Annotated in this window: 18 protein-coding genes, 1 tRNA gene and 1 pseudogene; 12 read left to right on the top strand and 8 right to left on the bottom strand. The window is 67.5% G+C overall.

Going from position 1 to position 21,620, the window contains the following annotated elements:
• Nucleotides 1-17: 17 nt before the first annotated feature.
• Both dprA and XcodCFBP4690_RS15710 read right to left on the bottom strand, forming a co-directional pair.
• The gene (gene dprA / locus XcodCFBP4690_RS15715; RefSeq protein WP_104542279.1) at nucleotides 18-1,154 is read right to left on the bottom strand and encodes a DNA-processing protein DprA; all 1,137 of its coding nucleotides are present in this window, start codon (nucleotides 1,152-1,154) and stop codon (nucleotides 18-20) included.
• Nucleotides 1,155-1,225: 71 nt separating this feature from the next.
• Nucleotides 1,226-2,362: a LysM peptidoglycan-binding domain-containing protein gene (locus XcodCFBP4690_RS15710; RefSeq protein WP_104542277.1), complete on the bottom strand. Its 1,137-nt coding sequence runs from the start codon at nucleotides 2,360-2,362 to the stop codon at nucleotides 1,226-1,228.
• Nucleotides 2,363-2,493: 131 nt separating this feature from the next.
• Here XcodCFBP4690_RS15710 and def point away from each other — a divergent pair, with 131 nt between their 5' ends.
• The 5 genes from def (at nucleotide 2,494) to XcodCFBP4690_RS15685 (ending at nucleotide 8,815) form a co-directional block, all read left to right on the top strand.
• Nucleotides 2,494-3,006, top strand: a complete 513-nt coding sequence (gene def, locus XcodCFBP4690_RS15705) for a peptide deformylase (RefSeq protein ID WP_104542275.1) — start codon at nucleotides 2,494-2,496, stop codon at nucleotides 3,004-3,006.
• 380 nt (nucleotides 3,007-3,386) lie between these two features.
• Nucleotides 3,387-4,310, top strand: a complete 924-nt coding sequence (gene fmt / locus XcodCFBP4690_RS15700; RefSeq protein ID WP_104542274.1) for a methionyl-tRNA formyltransferase — start codon at nucleotides 3,387-3,389, stop codon at nucleotides 4,308-4,310.
• Entirely contained in the window at nucleotides 4,310-5,620 is a 1,311-nt protein-coding gene (rsmB, locus tag XcodCFBP4690_RS15695; RefSeq protein ID WP_104542272.1) for a 16S rRNA (cytosine(967)-C(5))-methyltransferase RsmB, read from the top strand. The genes fmt and rsmB overlap by 1 nt, the downstream gene beginning before the upstream one ends.
• Before the next feature lie 47 nt (nucleotides 5,621-5,667).
• Nucleotides 5,668-7,389, top strand: a complete 1,722-nt coding sequence (locus tag XcodCFBP4690_RS15690; RefSeq protein WP_104542270.1) for an ArnT family glycosyltransferase — start codon at nucleotides 5,668-5,670, stop codon at nucleotides 7,387-7,389.
• A 148-nt stretch (nucleotides 7,390-7,537) separates the two neighbouring features.
• Complete coding sequence (locus XcodCFBP4690_RS15685) at nucleotides 7,538-8,815, top strand: O-antigen ligase family protein (RefSeq protein WP_104542268.1); 1,278 nt, start codon at nucleotides 7,538-7,540, stop codon at nucleotides 8,813-8,815.
• Between the two features lie 158 nt (nucleotides 8,816-8,973).
• Here XcodCFBP4690_RS15685 and XcodCFBP4690_RS15680 read toward each other — a convergent pair whose 3' ends face one another.
• Complete coding sequence (locus XcodCFBP4690_RS15680; RefSeq protein WP_104542266.1) at nucleotides 8,974-9,798, bottom strand: glycosyltransferase family 2 protein; 825 nt, start codon at nucleotides 9,796-9,798, stop codon at nucleotides 8,974-8,976.
• Between XcodCFBP4690_RS15680 and XcodCFBP4690_RS15675 the strand changes: the two genes are divergently transcribed.
• Nucleotides 9,799-10,857 carry a CDP-glycerol glycerophosphotransferase family protein gene (locus XcodCFBP4690_RS15675; RefSeq protein ID WP_104542264.1) on the top strand — a complete coding sequence of 353 codons (1,059 nt, stop codon included), beginning with the start codon at nucleotides 9,799-9,801 and terminating at the stop codon, nucleotides 10,855-10,857.
• Between the two features lie 82 nt (nucleotides 10,858-10,939).
• Here XcodCFBP4690_RS15675 and XcodCFBP4690_RS15665 read toward each other — a convergent pair whose 3' ends face one another.
• The 3 genes from XcodCFBP4690_RS15665 to ribA all read right to left on the bottom strand — a co-directional run bounded on the left by XcodCFBP4690_RS15665 (nucleotide 10,940) and on the right by ribA (nucleotide 14,459).
• A complete protein-coding gene (locus tag XcodCFBP4690_RS15665; RefSeq protein WP_104542260.1) occupies nucleotides 10,940-12,442 on the bottom strand; it encodes a PH domain-containing protein in 1,503 nt (500 codons plus the stop codon).
• On the bottom strand, nucleotides 12,439-12,915 hold the full coding sequence (locus XcodCFBP4690_RS15660) for a PH domain-containing protein (RefSeq protein WP_104542369.1): 477 nt from the start codon (nucleotides 12,913-12,915) through the stop codon (nucleotides 12,439-12,441). The genes XcodCFBP4690_RS15665 and XcodCFBP4690_RS15660 overlap by 4 nt, the downstream gene beginning before the upstream one ends.
• A 410-nt stretch (nucleotides 12,916-13,325) precedes the next feature.
• A complete protein-coding gene (ribA, locus tag XcodCFBP4690_RS15655) occupies nucleotides 13,326-14,459 on the bottom strand; it encodes a GTP cyclohydrolase II RibA (protein ID WP_104542258.1) in 1,134 nt (377 codons plus the stop codon).
• Nucleotides 14,460-14,700: 241 nt separating this feature from the next.
• Here ribA and XcodCFBP4690_RS15645 point away from each other — a divergent pair, with 241 nt between their 5' ends.
• Complete coding sequence (locus tag XcodCFBP4690_RS15645) at nucleotides 14,701-15,222, top strand: GNAT family N-acetyltransferase (protein ID WP_104542254.1); 522 nt, start codon at nucleotides 14,701-14,703, stop codon at nucleotides 15,220-15,222.
• Nucleotides 15,223-15,535: 313 nt separating this feature from the next.
• Here the strand turns inward: XcodCFBP4690_RS15645 and XcodCFBP4690_RS15640 are convergent, their stop codons facing one another.
• Nucleotides 15,536-16,552 (bottom strand): lauroyl acyltransferase, encoded by a 1,017-nt coding sequence (locus tag XcodCFBP4690_RS15640; RefSeq protein ID WP_208622755.1) that lies wholly within the window; start codon nucleotides 16,550-16,552, stop codon nucleotides 15,536-15,538.
• Here XcodCFBP4690_RS15640 and dtd point away from each other — a divergent pair.
• From dtd to XcodCFBP4690_RS15615, 5 genes and pseudogenes are all read left to right on the top strand, one after another.
• The gene (dtd, locus tag XcodCFBP4690_RS15635) at nucleotides 16,551-16,991 is read left to right on the top strand and encodes a D-aminoacyl-tRNA deacylase (protein ID WP_104542365.1); all 441 of its coding nucleotides are present in this window, start codon (nucleotides 16,551-16,553) and stop codon (nucleotides 16,989-16,991) included. The genes XcodCFBP4690_RS15640 and dtd overlap by 2 nt on opposite strands.
• Nucleotides 16,992-17,099: 108 nt before the next feature.
• Nucleotides 17,100-18,977 (top strand): RNA polymerase sigma factor RpoD, encoded by a 1,878-nt coding sequence (rpoD, locus tag XcodCFBP4690_RS15630; RefSeq protein WP_104542252.1) that lies wholly within the window; start codon nucleotides 17,100-17,102, stop codon nucleotides 18,975-18,977.
• A gap of 175 nt (nucleotides 18,978-19,152) precedes the next feature.
• A pseudogene (locus XcodCFBP4690_RS15625) lies at nucleotides 19,153-19,475 on the top strand (DUF6566 family protein).
• Nucleotides 19,476-19,609: 134 nt separating this feature from the next.
• Nucleotides 19,610-19,682, top strand: a tRNA-Ile gene (locus XcodCFBP4690_RS15620).
• A 185-nt stretch (nucleotides 19,683-19,867) separates the two neighbouring features.
• Nucleotides 19,868-21,049: a tyrosine-type recombinase/integrase gene (locus XcodCFBP4690_RS15615; protein ID WP_104542250.1), complete on the top strand. Its 1,182-nt coding sequence runs from the start codon at nucleotides 19,868-19,870 to the stop codon at nucleotides 21,047-21,049.
• Here the strand turns inward: XcodCFBP4690_RS15615 and XcodCFBP4690_RS22485 are convergent.
• Complete coding sequence (locus XcodCFBP4690_RS22485; RefSeq protein ID WP_146091919.1) at nucleotides 21,016-21,564, bottom strand: Cfr10I/Bse634I family restriction endonuclease; 549 nt, start codon at nucleotides 21,562-21,564, stop codon at nucleotides 21,016-21,018. The two genes, XcodCFBP4690_RS15615 and XcodCFBP4690_RS22485, sit on opposite strands and share 34 nt — an antisense overlap.
• Between the last annotated feature and the right edge of the window lie 56 nt (nucleotides 21,565-21,620).

Below are 21,620 nucleotides of genomic sequence, written 5' to 3'. Positions count from 1 at the left end.
CTGTGGAGGTGAAGAAACTAGGGATTGCGGGTATAGCGACCGTGCTCGGTGACCACGTCTCCCTCCAGTTCCATGATGAGCAGCATGGAGGACAGCGCGGCGGCCGTCAATCCGGTGCGTTCAACCAGGCAATCCATAGGGGTTGGGTCGTGGCCCAGCGCCTGCCACAAGCGCTGGTAGTCGGGATCCGAACGGGTGGGCGCGGCGCGACATGTCGTGCTGGACAGTTGAGTGGGGGCGGCCAGGCGCTCGCGCAAGGCGGTGGCCAGTTCGCCCGACAGCAGTTGCAGGCCCTCGATGACCTGGGCCGGGTCCTGCGCCAGCGTGGCGCCCTGGCGGATCAGGTGATGACAGCCGCGCGCCAACGGGTTGTGCAGCGAGCCGGGCAGGGCGAATACCTCGCGTCCGGCCTCCGCGGCCAGGCGCGCGGTGATCAGCGCGCCCGAGCGCATCGCTGCCTCCACCACCACGGTGCCCAGCGCCAGCCCGGCGATGATGCGGTTGCGGGCCGGGAAGTGCGCCGCCACCGCGCCGGTGCCGGGCAGGTATTCGCTGACCACCGCGCCGCGTGCGGCGATGCGCTCGCGCAATGCCCAGTGATGCCCGGGGTAGGCCACGTCGGCACCGGTGCCCACCACCGCCACCGTGATGCCGTCCGGCTGTGCGAGTGCGGCTTCATGTGCGATCGCGTCCACGCCGGCGGCCATCCCGCTGACGATGCCCAGCCCTGCAGCCGCCAGGTGCGATGCGAAGGCGCGGGTGTGATCGCGTCCGCCGGCGGTGGCGGAGCGGCTGCCGACCACGGCCACGCCTGGATGCCACAGCGCATTGGGATCGCCGTCCACGAACAGCGCCAGCGGCGGGTTGACGATGTGGCGCAGCAGCGCCGGGTAGTCCGGCTCGTGCCAGCCGATCAGATGGTGGCCGGCGTGTTCGCACCAGCGCAGCGCTGCATCCAGCGTGTGCGGGTCGGGCGACTGCAGCCGTTCCGATTGCAGCGCATCGCAGCCTGCCGCGCGCCAGGCGCCGGGCCCGGCCGCCAGGATGTCGGACGGGCTGGCGTGGGCGCTCATCAGTGCGCGGCGGGGCGGGCTGCGGCCGCCAGCCAGCAGCAGGATCAGCAATGCGCGGAGGTCGGAATCGGTCTGGGCCATGCGCACAGCCTGGTCCGCAAACGACGACGGCGCCCTCAGGCGCCGTCGCGTTACCGCATCGGAATTGACGCTTACTGCGCGTCGGGATGCTTGACGAAATACCCCAGGCCGGTCGGCTTGACGCTTTCCATCACCAGCGCATAGCTGACCTTGTCATAGGTGCGGAACACCATCGCGTGCGAGGCGTACTCGTCCGGCAGGCCGACGGTGGAGCCGGCCGGGCCGCTGAAGCCGTCATCGGTGCGCGAGAAGCGCGAGTGCTTGACGCGGTCGCTGACCGTGCGGCCCTTGCGCCAGATCGAGAACACCGTGCCGTTGTTGATGCCTTCGCGGGCGCCGCCGGAAATGGCGATCACATCGCGGGTGCCGCCAACGATGAAGGCGTCGGAGATGGCCAGCACGCGCAGTTCGGTCTGCAGCGCCTGTTCGGAGGGCGGGTGCGGAATGAATTGCAGGTCGTAGGGCTGCGCTTCCACCGCCACGATCCGGTCGCCGGCGCGCACCTCGCGGCCGCTGTCCTGCAACAGCAGGGTCGCCGCCTTGGAGTTGCCGCCCGCCGCGCTGCGGGTGATGGTGCCCACGTTGACCTGCGCCAGTTCGTAGCCCAGCGATTCACGACGCGTGCTCGGCGCAATGAAGCTCTTCCAGATGTTGCCGGCGCCGGCGGTGGTGTTGCCGGCCGCATCCAGGTCTTCGTTGTGCTTGGGCAGGCTGAACTTCACGGTCGGGCGGACCACCGCAAAGCGCTGACCCGGCTGTGCGTCTTCCAGGCCGACCACGTAGGCCACCTGTCCGGTGGTGGCGCGCGAGCGACCGCCCTCCAGGCCGACCACGTAAGGCAGCTGATCGAAGTCCTCGACCACGCGCAGGTTCTTCAGGAACGGCTCGACGTCGGCCAGCGGAATGGCGTTGATCGGCGCTTCCTGGCGCGGGCCGGGCTGGATGGTGCCTTTGCCGACGCGGTCCAGGTAGGCCAGGCTGATCACGTCACCCTGGTAGATCAGGTGCGGATTCTGGATCTGCGGATTGGCCTGCCAGATTTCCGGCCACAGCCACGGTTTTTGCAGAAAACGCCCAGCGATGTCCCACAAGGTATCCCCCTTGCGGACCACATAGGTGTCTGGATGTTCGCCCACCACTTGCGCGGCAGCGTAGGTCGCGACGGTCAGCATCGCCGCAGCGACGACCGTACGAAGTCGGTTCAACATGAGTGCCTTCTTGCCTGATTCCCCAACAGGTCCGCGCACTATAGTCCAGAAACCGGGGCGCCACGCAAGCATTGCGCTAGAATGACACCGTCTTGCCGGCGCCGCGCCGGTGTTCCCAGACGGGTAATCGCATGGCTCTGCTCCCTATTCTCGAATTTCCGGACCCGCGGCTGCGCACCAAAGCCGTGCCGGTCGACGCCGCCGAGGTCGTCAGCCCGGCGTTCCAGACGCTGCTCGATGACATGTTCCAGACCATGTACGAGGCGCCGGGCATCGGCCTGGCCGCCAGTCAGGTGGACGTGCACAAGCGCTTCATGGTGATCGACGTCAGCGAGGAAAAGAACGCCCCGCAGGTGTTCGTCAACCCCGAAATCGTCGCCAGGCAGGGCGAGCAGGTCTACCAGGAAGGCTGCCTGTCGGTGCCGGGCATCTTTGCCGACGTCAGCCGTGCCGACGCGATCACCGTGCGTTATCTCGACCGCCAGGGGCAGGCCCAGGAGCTGAACACCGACGGCCTGCTGGCGGTGTGCATCCAGCACGAGATGGATCACCTGGACGGCAAGCTGTTCGTGGATTACCTGTCGCCGCTCAAGCGCGAGATGGTGCGCAAGAAGCTGGCCAAGATGCGCAAGCATGTGGCTTGAGGGTGGGGATTGGGGAGTCGGGACTGGGGATTGGCAGACGCGGCTCAGCTTGCGCTGTTGAATGTCTGAGCCTGGTTCCGAGCTTGTGCGGTGCGGCAGAGGCGGATGCGCGCGCAGTGGTGCTGCAGTGCTTTGCTGGTCGCAGGCCCGCGTGCAGCGGCGTTCGCCGGCGGGCACCCGGACGCGGCACTGGCCACCCCGCATGCGCCAGGACGGTTTCCCGCCGCACCGGTATCCAGGCCGCGCGTGCGCCCATGGCCGCACCGGTTTTCCGCCCTTGATCCCGACCTTCGTATCCAATCCGCACCGGCACCCCGGCCCGGCCTCAGTCCGCGACCCACGCCGTTGCCAATCCCCACTCCCGAATCCCGAATCCCCTTATGAGAATCGTCTTCGCCGGTACGCCGGAGTTCGCCGTCGCCTCGCTGCGCGCTGCCGCACAGCGGCATGAAGTGGTCGCGGTCTATACCCAGCCCGACCGTCCGGCCGGGCGCGGGCGCGGGCTGACGCCGTCGCCGGTCAAGCTGGAGGCGATCGCGCGCGGTATTCCGGTGCACCAGCCGCAGACCCTGCGTTCGCCCGAGGCGCTGGCCACGCTGCGCGGTCTCAACGCCGACCTGATGGTGGTGGTGGCCTACGGGCTGATCCTGCCCAAGGCGGTGCTGGCCGCGCCCACCCACGGCTGCTGGAACGTGCATGCTTCGCTGCTGCCGCGTTGGCGCGGCGCCGCGCCGATCCAGCGCGCGATCGAAGCCGGCGATACCGAGACCGGGGTATGCCTGATGCAGATGGAGGCCGGGCTGGACACCGGCCCGGTGCTGCTGTCGCAGCGCATCGAGATCGGCGAACAGGAAACCGGCGGCCAACTGCACGACCGCCTGGCCGCGCTGGGCGCGCAGGTGCTGTCCGACGGCCTGGGGCTGCTGCGCGCCGGCATCCGTCCGGTGGCGCAACCGCAGCCGGAACAAGGCGTGACCTACGCGCACAAGCTGGACAAGGCGCAGGCGCGGCTGGACTGGGCGCAGCCGGCGCAGGAACTGGCGCGGCGCGTGCGGGCGTTCAACCCCTGGCCGGTGGCCGAGGCGATCCTGGCCGGCGAGCGCGTGCGCCTGCATGGCGCGGTGGCACTGGAGCTGGCGCATCAACAGCCGCCGGGCACGCTGCTGGCCGCCAGCAAGCAGGGCATCGACATCGCCTGCGGGCAGGGCGCCTTGCGGGTGCGCGTCCTGCAGCGCGAGGGCGGCAAGGCGATCACCGCCGCCGACTACCTCAACGCGCGCCGCGACCTGCCGGCGCTGCGCTGATGGCGGCCGATACGGTGGCCGCCGGCGTCGCCTCGCGCCTGGTGGCGGCGCGGGTGCTGACGGCGGTGTTCGATCAGGGCCGTTCGCTGAAGGCCGAGCTGGCCACGGCGCTGCCCGGCCTGGCCGATCCGCGCGACCGCGCGTTGGTGGAGGCGATCTGTTTCGCGGTGCTGCGGCGCCGGCCGGCCTACGACGTGGCGCTGCGGCAATGGCTGGAGCGCCCGCTGCCGCCGCGCGACGCCGAACTCAAGGCCTTGCTGATGGCCGGCTTCGCCCAGCTCGATGTGCTGCAACTGCCCGCGCACGCGGCGCTGTCGGCGACCGTGGACGCCTGCCGCGCGCTGGGCCGGCCGCGCCAGGCCGGCATGGTCAACGCCATCCTGCGACGCGCGCAGCGCGAAGGGTTCCCCGCGGTGGCCGACGATGCCGGCTGGCCGTCGTGGTTGCGCAAGCAGCTGCGCGCGGACTGGGGCGAGCGTGCCGAGGCCATCTTCGTGGCGAGCGCGCAGATGGCGCCGATGTGGTTGCGCGTGCATCGCGGGCAGAGCGATCCGGCGGCCTATGCGGCGCGGCTGGCCGAGGCTGGCATCGCTGCGCACACCGACCCGGTGTTGCCGGATGCGCTGCGGCTGGAGGGCGCGGTGCCGGTGAGCCAGTTGCCTGGCTTCGCCGACGGCGTGGTCTCGGTGCAGGACGGCGCTGCGCAGCAGGTGGCCGATGCGCTGGTGCTGGACCCCTCGGCCCGCGTGCTCGATGCCTGCGCCGCGCCCGGCGGCAAGGCGGCGCATCTGCTGGAGCGGTACCCTGGCCTGCAGCTCACCGCGCTGGATGTGGATGCGCGCCGCCTGGAGCGCGTGCAGCAGACCCTGCAGCGCACCGTGCCGACGGCGCAGGTCGGCCTGCACGCGGCCGATGCCGCCGACCCGGCGGCGTGGTGGGACGGTGCGCCCTTCGACGCAGTGCTGCTGGATGCACCATGCTCGGCCACCGGCGTGGTGCGTCGGCAACCGGACGTGCTGCTGCATCGCCGGGCCGACGATATCGATGCGCTGTGTGCGCTGCAGGCGCGCCTGCTGGATGCGACCTGGCGCACCCTGCGGCCCGGCGGGCAGCTGCTCTACACCACCTGCTCGCTGCTGGCGCGCGAAAACCAGGCGCAGATCGCCGCATTCCTGCAGCGCACGCCCGATGCCCGGGCGCAACCGCTGGGTGCGCAGTTCGGCCATGCGGCGGGCCCGGGGCGGCAACGCTTCCCCGGTGAGCAGCATTGCGACGGATTCTTCTACGCGCGTTTGCTAAAAGCCTCCTGACCGCGCTCAGCCCAGCGCTCCCACTCCTGCGTCCCATGCCGCCCACCATGCTCAAGCCCCGCGCTTCCACCGATGTCTGGTTGCTGGCCATCACCGCGGTACTGGTGATCGGTGCCGGGCTGGGATTGCGCGACCCGTGGCCGTCGGACGAGCCGCGTTTTGCGCTGGTCGCCAAGCAGATGGTACTCAGTGGCGACTGGTTGTTCCCGCATCGCGGCAACGAGCTGTATTCGGACAAGCCGCCGATGCTGATGTGGCTGCAGGCGCTGTTCTACACGGTGTTGGGCAACTGGCGGGTGGCGTTCCTGCTGCCGTCGCTGCTGGCGGCACTGGGGACGCTGGCCTGCGTCTACGACCTGGGACGGCGGCTGTGGACCCGGCGCGTCGGCGCCTACGCGGCGTGGATGCTGCTGTTCACGCTGCACTTCACCTTCCAGGCCAAGAAGGCGCAGATCGACCCGCTGGTGGTGTTCTGGATCACCCTCGCCAACTACGGGCTGCTGCGGCATCTGTTGTTGGGTCCGGCCTGGCGTTGGTGGGCGCTGGGCTGGTTCGCCGCCGGGCTCGGCGTGATCACCAAGGGCGTGGGCATCATCGCCTTGTTGATGCTGATCCCAGCCGGCATTGCCGCGGCGCGCGGCTGGCCGGGCGTGCGCGTGCATGTGCGCGACCGCCGGTTCTGGCTGGGGCCGCTGCTGTTTTTCGTCGCCATCGCGCTGTGGTTCGTGCCGATGATGGTGACGGCGCTGACCGCCGGCCAGCCCGAATACCGCGTCTACCTCAACGACATCCTGCTGCGCCAGACCGCCAAGCGCTACGCCAGCTCGTGGGATCACGCGCAGCCGGTGTGGTACCACCTGCAGAGCATGGCGACGATGTGGTTGCCGACCATCCTGCTGCTGCCGTGGGCGATTCCGGCCTGGCGCCGGCGGCTGCGACGGCGCGATGCGCGCTACCTGCTGCCGCTGGCCTGGTGGCTGCTGGTGCTGGTGTTCTTCACCATTCCCAGCGGCAAGCGCGATGTCTACATCCTGCCGGCGTTGCCGATGTTCTGCCTGGCCTTGGCGCCGCTGGCCGCAGGTCTGCTGCGCCGGGCCGGTGTGCAGCGGCTGCTGTTCGGCTTCGTGCTGCTGCTGACCGTGGCCTTCGTGGCCGGCGGGGCGGCGATGCTGGTCGGACATCCGGGCTTCGAGCAGAAGATCATGGACAGCCGCGGGGTCGGCAGCGAGGCGACCGACCCGCTCGGCTGGGTGCTGCTGGCGGTGGGCAGCTGGGGGGTGGCCAGCCTGTTGTGGCTGCGGGTGCGCCGCTCGCCGCTTGCCGTGGCCTGGCTGCTGGGCGCGTGGTGGGCGGCGTTCGGGCTGATCTGCTATCCGATCTTCAACGATTCCAGCTCGGCCGGCGCGGTGATGCGCGAGGCCGGGCGCCGCATCGGCCCGGATGCCCAGCTCGGCCTGGTGGCCTGGAAGGAGCAGAACCTGCTGATGGCCGACCGGCCCGCGCAGACCTTCGGCTTCAAGGTGCCGTGGGAGGAGCAGCTGCGCCGCGGCGTGGCCTGGCAGGCCGCGCAGCCACAGCAGCGTTGGCTGATGGCGCAGGAGACGGCGTTGCTGGGCTGCGTGGACCGCAGCCGCAGCCAGTTGGTGGGCGTGGCCAACCGGCGGCGCTGGTGGCTGGTGCCGGCCGATGCCGTCCGGGGCGACTGCGTGGCCAGTTCCACCGAGAAGGCGGTGGAGGAAAAGGAGCAGGGCAATCTGGATGTCGAATGAGTCAGTGGCCCGCCGCCGCTGGTCACCGGCGCCCGCCACCAATGCATGCAATGCCCCTCGTCTAACAAGGATTCATGCCCGGCATCGTTAGCTTGGCCGGCGTTTAAGCCCCGACCCGTTCGTTTGTCCACCCTTGACCGATGTCTCGATGAATTCCCTGCGCACCCAGCCCGCTTCGCTTCCTCACTCTGCCCCGGTGGCATCGCGGGCAAGCGTGAGCATTGCCGAACTGGGGGTGTTCTCGCTGACGGCGCTGGTGGTGAGCATGCCCAGCGGGCTGCTGCCGTTCGGCCTGTGCCTGCTGCTCGGTTCGCTGGTCGGCTGGCGCAGCCTGCGCGCCGGCATCGCGCAGCGCAGCTGGTCGCTGCGCACGCTGGGCTGGCTAACGGTGGCGGTGATCGCCATGGCGCTGCTGTCGATCGCCCTGTTCGAGCACGGCCTGCGCGACGTGGACAACCGCTCGCGCTTTCTGGTGCTGCCGTGGGCGGCGTTGTGGGCCTACGCGCTGCAGCCACGCCAGGTCTGGTTATGGCGGGGCGCGCTGGTCGGCGTGTTTGCGGCGATGTTGATCGCGATCCTGCAGGTGATGAACGGTGCCGACCGCGCGGAGGGCTGGACCAATGCGATCGTGTTCGCCGACATCGCGCTGATGCTGCTGGTGGTGGTGGCGTTCTGCCGGCCGGTGGGCGCGGTGCGCTGGCTGGTGGGCGCGACGATCGCGGCGATCGTGGTGATCGTGCTCAGCGGCAGCCGCGGGGTCTGGCTGGCCTTGCTGGCCACCCTGGGCGTGCTGGTCTGGGGCGCACCCTGGCATAGCGCGCGCCTGCGCCTGCTGACCTTCGTCGGCGGCGCGGTGCTGGCGGTGGGCGTGATTGCCAGCGTGCCCGCGCTGACCGACCAGATGCGCCTGGGCGAACTGCAGAGCGATCTGAAACGCTATGAGGTGGGCGACAGCGATTCGTCTGCCGGTGCCCGCATCGAGCGGCTACAGGTGGCCTGGGACACCTTGCAGGCGCATCCACTGACCGGCGTGGGCGTGGGCCGTTTCGACGATGCGATGCATGAACTGCCGGTGTGCGCGGGTGATACCTGGTTGCTGCGCTGTCACCTGGGCCACGCGCACAACGATCTGGCCGAGTGGGGCGCCACCCAGGGCGTTCCCGGGCTGTTCCTGCTGATTGCCGTGTACGGCGTGCCGCTATGGATCTTCGTGCGCCTGCACCGGCGCAGCGGGCAAGCGCAGTTTCGCGGCCCGGCCGCAGCCGGGGTGATGCTCGTGATCAGCTATGTCCTGTGCGGGCTGACCCAGTCGATGTTCGCGCACCAGGTGGCAGCCAGTTTCTATACCGCGATGGTGGGCGTGCTGGTGGGACTGGCGGCGCGGCAGGCGCAGCAGGCGACGCCGGGGGCGGTCAGCAACCCGTAGCAGGCGCTATCGGTCTATTGCCTGCATACAGGACAAACGGTACGCGCGGGTGGCCGTCTTCGCGCCTGTGCATGCCCCGTCGAGACACCACGACGGCCACGCTTGCGAACATCGTCCATCGCTGATCGGCGGTTGCATCGCCGGCGTATCGGTCGCGCTCAGTCGCTTGGTCGATCCGGTGCGCGCGGTGGGTCCTGCACCGGCTGGTGATACTGCAACAGCCACAGCATGATGGTCTTCTGGCGCACGTAGTTGGCGCGCACGTAGGCGTAGATCAGCCCGTGCCAGCCATCGCGAAACCCGCCACGCAGCAGATAGCCGCGCCAGAAGCGCCAGGCCGGCGCCAGCACCAGCTTGCTCCAGGTGGCGCGCTTGCCGCGTGCGTGATCGTGTTCGGCCATCATCTGCGCATAGCGCTGGGTCTTGGCCAGTTGCTGTGCCAGCGAGCGGTAGGGGTAGTGGATCAGATCGCCGGCCAGGGTGATCACCGTGCCGTCGACACTGGCGGCCTCGTGGATCTCGCGCTTGCCGCGCCAGCCGCCACGGCGCCGGTCGAACAGGCGCAGCACGCGGTCCGGGTACGCATTGCCGTGGCGCAGGAAGCGACCGAAATAGTCCGACAGCCGCGCGAACCGGTAGCCGGCCGCACCGGCAAAACCGGCATCGCGTGCAGCGAGGATGGCATCGCGCAGGGCGTCGCCGATGCGTTCGTCCGCATCCAGGCACAGCACCCAGTCGTGGCTGGCCTGCGCCACGCAATACGCCTTCTGGCTGCGGTAACCGTCGAAGGCGCGTTGCAGCACGCGCGCGCCATGCGCACCGGCGATGGCCGCGGTGGCGTCGGTGGAGCCGGAGTCCACCACCACGATCTCGTCGCAGAATGCCAGTGAGGTCAGGCAGTCGCGTAGGCGATCGGCCTCGTTGAACGCGATAATGCAGGCGCTGATGCGCGGCCGTTGGTCGGGTGCGGTCGAAGAGGACATGTGATGGCCGATTACCTGCTGTTCGCAACGGAACGTTACGCCTTGCCTATTCTGGCGCCATTGGCCCAGGCATTACAGGCCCGCGGCGATGCGGTGGCCGCCTGGTACGAAGGCGGCACGCGCGGCCTGGTGCTGCCGGGCGTGCGCGAAGTCGGCCTGCGCGAGGCGCTGGCCTTGCGTCCGCGTGCGGTGTTCAGCGCGGCCAACTGGGTGGCACCGTTCGTGTCAGGCGCCAAGGTGCAGCTGTTCCACGGATTCAACGTGCAAAAGCGCGAAGACAACCGCGGCCATTTCCGCGTGCGTGGGCTGTTCGATCTGTATTGCACGCAAGGCCCGGCCACCACCGCGCCGTTCCGTGCGCTGGCCGCGCGCGAAGGGCATTTTGCGGTGGCTGAAACCGGCTGGCCCAAGCTCGACCCGGTGTTCCGCGACGATGGCGGGCACAGTGCCGCACTGCGGGCGCCAGCCAACGGACGCCCGGTGCTCCTGTTCGGTTCCACTTTCACCGAACGGTTGAGCGCAGCACCGGTGCTCTTTGACGAGATTGCCGCCGACATCGCGCGCGGCACGCATTACTGGCTGCTCACGCTGCACCCCAAGTGCGCGCCGGAATTGTTCGAGCGTTATCGCGCGCTGGCCGGTGCCAATGCGCACTTCGTCGAACCGGAACAGGTGATGGCCGCGCAGCGTGCGGCCGACGTGCTGGTGTCGGACACCTCGTCTATCGTGTCCGAGTTTGTGGTGCAGCACAAACCGGTGGTGACCTTTCGCAACCGCGTGCCGCAGCCGCATATGCTCAACTTCGAGCAGCCCGGGCAGCTGCCGCAACAGCTGGCGCGCGCGCTGGAACCGGATGCCGAGTTGCGCAGCGCACTGGCCGCCTATGCCGATGCGATCCACCCGTATCGCGACGGGCATTCGTCGGAGCGGGTGATTGCCGCCACCGAGGACTTCATCGCCGGCAGGCTCGGTACGCTACGGCGCAAACCGCTGGGCGCGCTTTGGCGAGGGCTACAGATCCGGCGCGAACTTGGCTACTGGGGTCCGGCGCAGCATTGAGGAGATAGCGCTGCCAACAGCTACGTCCGCACACTCCCCAATCCCCAATCCCCAATCCCCAATCCCGATTCCCGATTCCCGATCACCAACGCAGCTTGCGACGTGCCAGCGCAGCGCCGAGCTGCGCCTGCAGCACCTGCGCCTGCGCCAGCGGCACGAAGCGCAGCCGCAAGGCCGGGCCGGTGGCGCTGGCACCTGCGGTGTCCAGCCACAGCGTGGCGGTGCCGGTCAGCCGATCCAGCGGCGAGCGTTGCAGCTGCAGTGCCTGCAGCTTGTCCAGTTCGGCCAGCCGCCACCAGCGCCTCCACCAGCCACCGCGTACGGCCACGTAGCGCGCGTCCACGGCGTAACCCATGCGTTGTACCTGCCGATGCGCCTTGAACGCGCTCCACGGCAGCCAGAGCAGCAGCCACGCGGCCTGAGTTCCGAACTGCCACGCCAGCCCGGCCACCAGCGGCAGCAACAGCACGACCGTCGGCAGGCTCAGGCGCCACCAGCACCGCGTGGCAATGCCCTGCCACTGCGGCGGCGGCCAGGCAATACCCGGCAGCAGGCGTTGCAGCAGGGCATCGCAGCGCTGCGGTTCGGCGATCGGCGCCAGCTCCTTCAGTGCGCTGCCGTGGGTGTCGCCGGTGCCGGCCACGGCGGTGTCCACGTGCAACTGGCGACGGCCAAACAGACGGTGCAGGCGGCTTTCGTACACCGTCCACGACTGGACGCGCCGCAACGCCACGCTGCTGCGGATGCGCGTCAGCAGGCCGCGCTCCACGGTGAGGCGGCGCTCCGATTCGCTGAGATGGAAGCGGTGATACTGCACCAGCGCCAGCGCCACCGAGAGCGCACGCATCGCCACCAGCACCGCCACGGTGGCCAGTACCGCCAGCGTGGCGGTCACCGCGGCGCCGGGATGGATCTGGCTGACGTAGCGGTACGCGATCTCGCCATTGGTCTCGATGAAGCTGGAGGCCACGCGGCGCGGAATCATCTGGTAGATCACGCCAAAGCTGGCGGCCACCACCACCATGCCGCGGTTGGAGATCAGGCCGAGCCGGATCACTTCGCCCATCGGCAGGCGCAGCAAGGTGTTGCCGTCGTCGGCCGGTGCCGGTGCGGCATCTGCAGGCTGCACGCGGCGCCGGATCAGGTCCTCCAGCGCCAGCGCCTGGTCCAGCCGCAGCACGCGCATTTCCGCCTCCGGCTTGTGCCCGCCGGCCGATTCCAGCCGCACTTCGGCCACGCCCGCCAGCCGGTGCAGCAGCGATTGATGCACCACCACGTTATGGATACGGGCGAACGGAATATCGCGCCGGCTGCGTTCCAGCAGGCCGCTGCGGATCGCCACGCCATCGCTGCCGATGCGGTAGCGATAGGTGAAGTAGCGCAGCACCGAGATCGCCACCAGTACCGCCATCACCACGCCAGTGGCGATGTGGTCGGCAACGTCGCGGCTGCCATCGCGGCTGCCGAACACGATCAAGGCGACCAGCGGGACCAGGAACTGGCGGATCTGCTGCAGCAGCACGAACACCCACGACAGCGGATGCAGGCGCTGCTCGTCGTGGCCGGGCTGCTCGATCGCGCTCATAGCGCGTCGTCGTGGTGGTCGAGCTGGCGCGCGAGCCGGTCGCGCAGCTGCTCGGCATCGGTCCGATCCAGCCCGGACACCGCCACCGCATTGAGCCGGCTGCCGGCGGTATGCACTACCAGCGTGGTCAGGCCGGTGGCGCGTTCGATCGGCCCGCGGCGCAGGTCCACGTGCTGCACGCGCGAGATCGGCACCCGCGTATCGCTCTGCCACAGGTGGCCGCGTTGCAGCGCCAGACCGTGCTGGTCGAGTTTCCACAGCGTGAGCCGATGCCGTTTGACCGCCATCCACGCGCACAGCAGCGCGAGCAGCAGCGTCAGCCCCAGCACCACCGGCCAATAGCGCCAGGCGTGCAGCACGGTGACGGTCACGCCTGCGGCAATCAGACCGGCGCAGCCACCGCCGAGCGCGCCATTGATCGCCGCCACGTAGGCGCCGCGGCGAGGGAGCTGCTGCCACTGCGCATGGTCCACCGTAGGCGTCTGCGCAGCTGCAGCGGTGACCAGGATGTCGGGGTGCGGCGGTGGGGCGTCGTGCACGGTGCAGGCCTGCAGAAGCGGTTCGCAAGCATAGCCGGGCGCCCGGTCGACACGCACCCGCTGCTGCCTCGCATGGCCGGGCGTACGGGGCCGATGAGAGCGGGTGATCGGGGGGGGCGGGCAGGCAGGCGCCGGGCGCGAAAGCGATGGCAGCGCAGGTGCGTGCGCTACGACATTCGCACGTTTTTGGCAGGCCCCAATGGGGAGCCGGCGAAGGCGGGGCGATGCAGGGTAGGCCTGGTCACCAGGCACGCGCCGCCGGTGCGTCGGCCCCCTTGTCGACGCGACACGCAGCCATTGCGACCAGGGGCCTTCCACGGCCGCGAAACGGCCTGGTCGGCTGACTACTGCGCCGCCAGGATCAGCGCATCCACATCCAGCGCATGGCCGGCACGGCTGGCCTTGGTGCGCAGGTAGTGTTCGTTTTCCGCGGTGATGTCGCCGGTGACCGGAATGCGGTCTTCCACCACGATGCCGGCGGCGCGCAGGCGCTCGGCCTTGGCCGGGTTGTTGGTCAGCAGGCGGATCCGGGCGATGCCCAGGCCGCGCAACATCGCCACCGCGCCGCCGTAGCGGCGCTCGTCCGGCCCGAAGCCCAGCTGCGCATCGGCATCGATGGTGTCCAGGCCGGCGTGTTGATACCCATAGGCGCGCATCTTGGCGGCGATGCCGGTGCCGCGGCCCTCCTGGTCCAGATACAGCAGCACGCCGCCGCCCAGCTCCTTCAGCTTGGCCAGCCCATGCCGCAACTGATCGCCGCAATCGCACTTGAGCGAGCCGAACAGGTCGCCGGTCAGGCACGAGGAGTGCACACGCACCGGCACCGCCGCCGACAGGTCGGGCTGGCCGACTACGATCGCCACCTGGTCGCGCTGCGCCACGCCGCCGCGGAACACCACGAATTCGCTCATGCCCAGGCCGCGCAGCGGCACCGGGGTGCGGGTGACCAGCTCGTAGCCGGCAGCGGCTGCCTTGGCGCAGCCGCTGCCCAGATCGTCCAGCGCCAGCGACTGGCAGCCGGCGAAGGCGGCATGGTCGTGCACATCGCGCAGGTCCACCGCCAGCAGTGCCGGCAGCAGCAGTCCCAGCCGCGCGATCTCCACGCCGCCAGCATCCAGTGCGTCGCCCGCGGCCCAGTGCGCCGGGACCGGGGTGTCGCGCAGATAGGCCAGCGCTGCCAGCTGGTCGTAGCTGTAGTCGGCCAGCGCGACGCGTGCGCCCTGCGGCGCGGTCAGCCCCAGCACCTGCGCGCGCGTGGGCGTGACGAACAGATAGTGGCGGCCCTGCGCCGCACGCGCGAAGGCGGTGTACGACTGCGCGGTGCTGCTGTCCAGCGCCAGCACCGCACGCGACTGTCCGCCCGCAGCCGTCAGCAGCACCGGCCGGCCCGCACGCAACTCGGAGGCGGCGCGCTCGCAGCGGATTGCCGCCGGATCGCCAAAGGCCTGTGCGCTGGGGGAGGGAACGGGGCTGCTCATGCACGACTCCAGATGGGGATGGCCACGGCCGCTTCAAGGCGAACGCCGCCGCGCCGTTGCCGGACGCGAGACGCCATTGTCGCGTGCTTCGCAACCGACGGTTGCCACCGTCGGGTGGAACGCTGCATCCAGCGGCCGCGGATGAGTGACAGCACTGGCAGTGATTGGTTGCGCACCAGCCGCGTTGTTCAGCGCCCGGCAATGCTTTCTAATCGGCTGATCTTTCCGTTCAGCAGACCCCATGCGTCTCATCGACTGCAGCCAAGCGCGTCATGCCAGTGCGATCCTGGACATCTTCAACGAGGCGATCGCCCATTCGACTGCGCTGTACGACTACCGGCCGCGGCCGCCGGAAAGCATGGTCGGCTGGTTCGCCACCAAGCGCGCCGGCGGATTTCCGGTGATCGGCGTGGAAGATGCCGATGGCACGCTGATGGGCTTTGCCAGCTACGGCACCTTTCGCGCCTGGCCGGCGTTCAAGTACAGCGTCGAGCATTCGATCTACGTCCACCGCGACCATCGTGGCAAAGGCCTGGGCCGCACCCTGCTGCAGGCCCTGATCGCCGCTGCCGAGGAGCGCGGCGTGCATGTGCTAGTCGGCGGGATCGATGCCAGCAACCAGGCCAGCATCGCCTTGCACGAGCAGTTCGGCTTCACCCATGCCGGCACCGTGCGCGAGGCCGGCTTCAAGTTCGGGCGCTGGCTGGACCTGGCGTTCTATCAGCGCATCCTGGCCACGCCTGCCGAGCCGCACGACGACTGAGCATGGTGCGGCCGCGGACCGCCCGCGCTGCCAGGGCGGTGTGAAAGGCGGACCGCCCGCGCTGCCAGGGCGGTGTGAAAGAAGGCCAGGACCGGTATCGCGGTCTGCGCAGGAAAGGTGGAATGGCGCGACAGCCGCCAGCCCCAACGGCAGCGCATGGCAGGTCTTGGCGGCCGTCTTGTATCTGTGGCGCAACGGTGCGATCACCGGCCCGCTGATTGCGCCCCAGCGCGGAAGGCCCAGGCCGTGCACGGCAACCTGGTGTGCGCAGGCCGCGCATGCCGGCCAGGCCATGCGGGGCCTGGCTCCTTGCCTAGTGCGGGTGCCGCTTGGTGGCGTACGGGTTGGCCTCGCCGCTGCCCGGCGGGCGCAACGTGTAGCGCTTGTAGGTCCACTGGTACTGTTCCGGATCGCGCCGGGCGATCTGTTCGATGCCGGCATTGAGCGCGCTGGCCGCGCGCACCGGGTCGGGGTCGGCCACCGCCGGGTCGGCCGGCTGCACATGCAGTGCGAATTGCAGATCCTCGCCGGCACGCTCGCACCAGCCGTACAACACGGTGGCGCCGGTGCGCTCGGCCAGCCGGTTGACCAGGGTCATGGTCAGCGCCTGCCTGCCGAAGAACGGCGCGAACACGCCATCGCCCATCTTGGGCTGCTGGTCGGGCAGGATGCCGACCGCACCGCCGTCCTTGAGCACCTTGAACAACTGCCGCACTGCCGGGCCTTCGGCACGCACCTGGCGCACGTTATCGCCGCCGCGCGCCAATTGCAGGAAACCGTCCACCGCCTCGGACTCTGGCGGCCGATAGACGATCGCGATCGGCCCGCGCTCGGACAGCCACTGATTGAGTAATTCCCAGTTGCCGAAATGCGGCGCCGCCACGATCACCCCGCGCCCGGACGCCAGCGCGGCGTCGTAGAGCTCCTGGCCGTTGCGTTGCAGGCGGGCCAGGTTTTCTGCCGGCGGGCGGGTCCAGGTGCGCAGCACTTCCAGGGTCTGGCGTGCGGTCGAGCCCAGGATCCGTGCATGCAGCTGCGCGCGTTGGGCATCGCTCAGCTCCGGATAGGCCAGTTCCAGATTGCGGCGTGCCACGCGCGCCTCGCGGGCATTGAGCTTGCGCCAGCTCCAGGCCAGCGCATCGGCCATGCGTTTGAGCAGCGGCCATGGCAGGCGGCCCACCATGGCGGCGGTGGCGTAGAGCAGGCGTGCGCGAACGTCGGATTTCATCGGCGCCATTCTAAACAGCGTGGCCGGCGACGATCCGTGGATGACAGCGCGGGCAGTGCTAGGCATGCTGCGCGACACAGTTTGCTGCCCGAAAATGCTCATGCTTGCACTGATCCAGCGTGTCACCCGCGCCAGCGTCACGGTCGATGACCAGGTCGTCGGGCAGATCGGCCCCGGCCTGCTGGCCCTGGTCGGCGTGGAGCCCGGCGACAGCGACGCGCAGATCCGGCGCCTGGCCGAGCGCCTGCTCAGCTACCGGGTATTCGGCGACGACGCCGGCAAGATGAACCGCTCGCTCACCGATACCGGTGGCGGCCTGCTGCTGGTCAGCCAGTTCACCCTGGCCGCGGACACCAGCTCCGGTAACCGGCCAGGCTTCAGCACCGCCGCACCGCCCGAGCAGGCTGAACGTGCGTTCAATCAATTGGTGGCGATCTGCCGCGAAAAACACCGCGCCGGGGTGGAAACCGGGCGCTTCGGTGCCCATATGGTTGTCGACCTGGTCAACGACGGCCCGGTGACCTTCCTTCTCAGACCCTAGATACAGCACGTCCACCAGCGGTCCGGTCTTGATTCCGGCAGACCGGGCTTCACGCTGGTATAATGCTAGGTTCTCTTTCCAATCTCAAAGCCGGTGGCGCGAGCACTCATGGCCAACGAACGTCCTGCCCAGCAATCCGACATCAAGCTACTGATCAGCAAGGGCCTGGAACAGGGCTATCTGACCTACGCCGAAGTCAATGACCATCTGCCCGACGACCTCGTCGATCCGGAGCAGATCGAAGACATCATCAGCATGATCAACGGCATGGGCATCGATGTCCATGAAGTTGCACCCGATGCCGAAACCCTGTTGCTCAACGACGGCAACACCGGCAACCGCGAGGTTGACGACACTGCCGCCGAAGAAGCCGCCGCCGCGCTGACCGCGCTCGATACCGAAGGTGGCCGCACCACCGACCCGGTGCGCATGTACATGCGCGAAATGGGTACGGTGGAGCTGCTGACCCGCGAAGGCGAAATCGCCATCGCCAAGCGCATCGAAGAAGGCCTGAGCCAGGTCCAGGCCGCGCTGGGTGTGTTCCCGTTGTCCACCGAAATGCTGCTGGCCGATTACGAAGCGCACAAGGAAGGCAAGAAGCGTCTGGCCGAGATCGTGGTCGGCTTCAACGATCTGATCGAAGAGGCCGACGCCGCTGCCGCTGCGCTGGCCGCCGCCGGCCCGGTCGCCGTGTCCGACGATGAAGCGGTGGACGAAGACGACGACGAAGATGGCGATGACGACGCCGCCGAGGAAGAAGCCGGCCCGACCGGTCCGGACCCGGTGGAAGTGGCCACGCGCATGGAGAACCTGGCCAACGAATACGCCAAGTTCAAGAAGGCCTATGCCAAGAACGGCGCCGAGCACAAGCTGGTGGTCAAGGCGCGCGAAGACGTGGCGGCGATTTTCACCACCTTCAAGCTGCCGCTGCCCCTGACCGACGCGCTGGTCACCCAGCTGCGTGGCGTGGTCAACGGCATCAAGGATCACGAGCGCAAGGTGCTGCACCTGGCCACCACCGTGGCGCGCATGCCGCGCAAGGACTTCATCCGCTCCTGGGAAGGCAACCAGACCAACCTGGAATGGGTGGAAGACGCACTCAAGCGCAAGCAGAAGTGGTCGTCGGCACTGCGCGACGTCAAGGACCAGATCGTCTCCGAGCAGCAAGGCTCGATCGAGATGGAAAAGGCCAACTACCTGACCCTGGCCGAGATCAAGGAAATCAGCCGTGCGATGGCCTATGGCGAAGCCAAGGCGCGCAAGGCCAAGAAGGAAATGGTCGAGGCCAACCTGCGCCTGGTGATCTCCATCGCCAAGAAGTACACCAACCGCGGCCTGCAGTTCCTGGACCTGATCCAGGAAGGCAACATCGGCCTGATGAAGGCCGTGGACAAGTTCGAATACCGTCGCGGTTACAAGTTCTCCACCTATGCAACGTGGTGGATCCGCCAGGCCATCACCCGTTCGATCGCCGACCAGGCGCGCACCATCCGTATTCCGGTGCACATGATCGAGACGATCAACAAGTTGAACCGCATTTCCCGCCAGATGCTCCAGCAGTTCGGCCGCGAGGCTACGCCGGAAGAGCTGGCCAAGGAAATGGACATGCCGGAAGACAAGATCCGCAAGGTGATGAAAATCGCCAAGGAGCCGATCTCGATGGAGACCCCGATCGGCGACGACGAGGATTCGCATCTGGGCGACTTCATCGAGGACACCAATGTGGAGTCCCCGATCGACAACACCACCAACATCAATCTTTCCGAGACGGTGCGTGATGTGTTGGCCGGCCTGACCCCGCGCGAAGCCAAGGTGCTGCGGATGCGTTTCGGCATCGACATGAACACCGATCACACCCTGGAAGAAGTGGGCAAGCAGTTCGACGTCACCCGCGAGCGCATTCGCCAGATAGAGGCCAAGGCGTTGCGCAAACTGCGTCACCCGAGCCGTTCGGAACAGCTGCGCTCGTTCCTGGATATCGACTGATCCGTCAGTCGTAGCGGTCGCTCGATCACACAACAGCCCCGCACATGCGGGGTTGTTGCGTTGTGGGGCCTGGTGGAGCGAGGCTTGCTGCGTGTGCTGATGGGCACAGCGCAGGCGCGGTGACGTAACTTCACGTTGTGGCGACGAAACCGCGCCACGACGCACGATTAAGCGAATGTTTCCTTCGCTCTCACCTGACGTTCCAGCCGGATCTTCTACGTTGGTACGCGCATGGAAACGGGATCGTCGATGACCAGGCAAAGCCGCTTCGAGACCACCACGTACCGCGCTCACGAGATCCGCGTGCGTGTCGCACAGGCCTCGTCCACGGCCGGGTGGACGCTCTGGGTCGATGTCTACGCCGACAACGGCAGCATGCGGCTACCGCGCATCAGCAACCAGGACCAGAGTTGGGAGACCTACCAGGAGGCCATCGCGCAGGGCTTCCATGCAGGCCGTCAACTCATCGACAGGCAGCAACAGAATGCCGTTGCTTGAGAACGGACCTACCTGCCTGACCTGTTGCACCCAACCTGACATGCAGCAGACAAGCTCGCGGACAGACAGGTAAACTTGCCCCACTCCTGTGGGCCCGATCGCATAGATGCGGCAGCAGCGAGCGCTGTGCAGCAGGGCCTATAGCTCAACGGTTAGAGCAGAGGACTCATAATCCTTTGGTTCCAGGTTCGAATCCTGGTGGGCCCATCACACAGGCATTTCAAGAAGTCCAGCACCATCCGATGCGAAGACAAAAACCCGCTCTCCTGCGGGTTTTTTCGTTTTATGCTGTCCGAAGAAATTGTATAACCTCCGGTCGATAGGTGAGTAAGGGTGTGAGTAAGAATCGCCCTGCAGCTATCGGTACTCACAAATGACGTACTCACCCGCCTATGCTGACAGATACGAAATTGAGAGCTTTGAAGCCCAAGGAATCCGTTTACCGCGTCGCCGATGCTAATGGCCTTTGTATTGAGGTTAGACCTACAGGCGCACGCCTGTGGCGCTACCGCTACCGGTTCGCAGGCAAAGCCAGCATGGCGGGCCTGGGAGAGTACCCATCAATGTCTCTCGCGGAGGCGAGGGCCGCCAGGGACAAAGCCCGCGCCGTGCTGAAAGCTGGTGCTAATCCCGTCCAGGCAGCACGTGCGCAGCGGGCCGCACTCATCGAGAGCTCTGAGACGACCTTCCGCGTCGTGGCCACAGAGCTTCTTTCCAAGCGCGTAAGAAAACTGAGTCCTGGGTCCGTCGTGCGAGAGCGACGCTTGATAGAGAAAGATCTAGCGCACATTGGAGAGATTCCAGTGGCTGACGTGACTGCCCCAGCGCTTTTGACTGCCCTGCGCAAGATTGAGCAGCGTGGCGCCGTCGAGTCAGCCCATAGAGCGCGAGCATTGGCTTCTCAGGTCTTTCGCTACGCCATCGCAACCGGCAGAGCGACCAGCAACCCTGCGCATGATCTGATCGGGGCTCTTATGCAACCCCAGGTCACCCATTTCGCGAGCGTGACCGAGCCCGCGGAAGTCGCCCCCATGCTCCGGGCGATCTACGGATACCAGGGCTCCGCCGTCGTCATTGCCGCCCTCAAACTCGCCGCCTTGGTCTTCGTACGTCCTGGGGAGCTGAGGAGTGCGCGTTGGGCTGATATTGACCTTGTGTCTGCGGAATGGCGCTACGTAACAAGCAAGACAAAGACGCCCCATGTCGTCCCTCTCTCATCCCAAGCCCTGGACATTCTGCGTGAGCTACAGCCTTTGACAGGTAGGCACGAATTCGTATTTCCGAGCGTACGAGGAGTGAGGCGGCCGATGAGCGAAAATACGATCAACGCTGCACTCCGACGTCTTGGCTTTGACAGCAGCACGATGACCGGCCATGGCTTCCGGGCCATGGCTCGGACCATCCTGGACGAAGTGCTGGGCTTTCGACCTGATTTCATTGAGCACCAGCTGGCGCATGCAGTACGAGACCCACTCGGACGAGCCTACAACCGCACATCCCACCTCAGTGAAAGGCGGAAGATGATGCAAGCCTGGGCCGACTATTTAGATGAGCTCAGGGGGGGGCTTAAATAGGGAAACGAGGGAGATCGTCCAGGATGGACTGGGCTGTTGCACGGGGTGACAGCGACATACTCAATCAGGAACTTGAGCACGGTCGCTTCGTAGAGCGGCTGATAGAGCCGATCGCTCCGCGTGGTGCGTTTCACTGCAATTGCCATGAGAAAGCCACTGCTGTCTACCTGCCCTTCGAGCAAGGCATGTGCATCCTCGAGTGCGGCAAGGTTCGCGCTGTTCAGGTTAGGCAGGTCCTCCAGGAATATCTCCAGGCCTGGAGGAAGGGGATGAGGTAGGCGGAGCGCCACGATGTCGGGCGAAGACAAACCCAGAGTCATGTCTGCCATCTCCATTGAGTGCTCGAAAGCCTGGATCGTGGCGCGCACATCGGGTCTAAAAAGCTTTGTTGCGTTGTACCCCCGTGGCAGCTTGACGATCGCGACTTTTCGAGCGGGCGTCGCAACGGATGCGACAGGCTGCGTGAATGATTGCGACGTCCAGAGTGATACGCCCAGAGTTCCGTAGACACTCAAGACCCTCGTTGCGCGTAGCGCCGTTCAAACTCTACAGGGGACAGGTCACCAGTTGA

The organism is Xanthomonas codiaei (assembly GCF_002939785.1).
Classification (GTDB): domain Bacteria; phylum Pseudomonadota; class Gammaproteobacteria; order Xanthomonadales; family Xanthomonadaceae; genus Xanthomonas; species Xanthomonas codiaei.
This window is presented reverse-complemented; position numbering and strand designations above follow the sequence as displayed.

Excerpts from the sequence above, each read along its gene's own strand:
- XcodCFBP4690_RS15680 (WP_104542266.1), bottom strand. The coding sequence starts at position 9,798 with ATGTCCTCTTCGACCGCACCCGACCAACGGCCGCGCATCAGCGCCTGC.
- dprA (WP_104542279.1), bottom strand. The coding sequence starts at position 1,154 with ATGGCCCAGACCGATTCCGACCTCCGCGCATTGCTGATCCTGCTGCTG.
- def (WP_104542275.1), top strand. The coding sequence starts at position 2,494 with ATGGCTCTGCTCCCTATTCTCGAATTTCCGGACCCGCGGCTGCGCACC.
- XcodCFBP4690_RS15690 (WP_104542270.1), top strand. The coding sequence starts at position 5,668 with ATGCTCAAGCCCCGCGCTTCCACCGATGTCTGGTTGCTGGCCATCACC.
- dtd (WP_104542365.1), top strand. The coding sequence starts at position 16,551 with ATGCTTGCACTGATCCAGCGTGTCACCCGCGCCAGCGTCACGGTCGAT.
- XcodCFBP4690_RS15685 (WP_104542268.1), top strand. The coding sequence starts at position 7,538 with ATGAATTCCCTGCGCACCCAGCCCGCTTCGCTTCCTCACTCTGCCCCG.
- fmt (WP_104542274.1), top strand. The coding sequence starts at position 3,387 with ATGAGAATCGTCTTCGCCGGTACGCCGGAGTTCGCCGTCGCCTCGCTG.
- rpoD (WP_104542252.1), top strand. The coding sequence starts at position 17,100 with ATGGCCAACGAACGTCCTGCCCAGCAATCCGACATCAAGCTACTGATC.
- XcodCFBP4690_RS15645 (WP_104542254.1), top strand. The coding sequence starts at position 14,701 with ATGCGTCTCATCGACTGCAGCCAAGCGCGTCATGCCAGTGCGATCCTG.
- ribA (WP_104542258.1), bottom strand. The coding sequence starts at position 14,459 with ATGAGCAGCCCCGTTCCCTCCCCCAGCGCACAGGCCTTTGGCGATCCG.
- XcodCFBP4690_RS15615 (WP_104542250.1), top strand. The coding sequence starts at position 19,868 with ATGCTGACAGATACGAAATTGAGAGCTTTGAAGCCCAAGGAATCCGTT.
- XcodCFBP4690_RS15710 (WP_104542277.1), bottom strand. The coding sequence starts at position 2,362 with ATGTTGAACCGACTTCGTACGGTCGTCGCTGCGGCGATGCTGACCGTC.
- rsmB (WP_104542272.1), top strand. The coding sequence starts at position 4,310 with ATGGCGGCCGATACGGTGGCCGCCGGCGTCGCCTCGCGCCTGGTGGCG.
- XcodCFBP4690_RS15640 (WP_208622755.1), bottom strand. The coding sequence starts at position 16,552 with ATGAGCATTTTCGGGCAGCAAACTGTGTCGCGCAGCATGCCTAGCACT.
- XcodCFBP4690_RS15665 (WP_104542260.1), bottom strand. The coding sequence starts at position 12,442 with ATGAGCGCGATCGAGCAGCCCGGCCACGACGAGCAGCGCCTGCATCCG.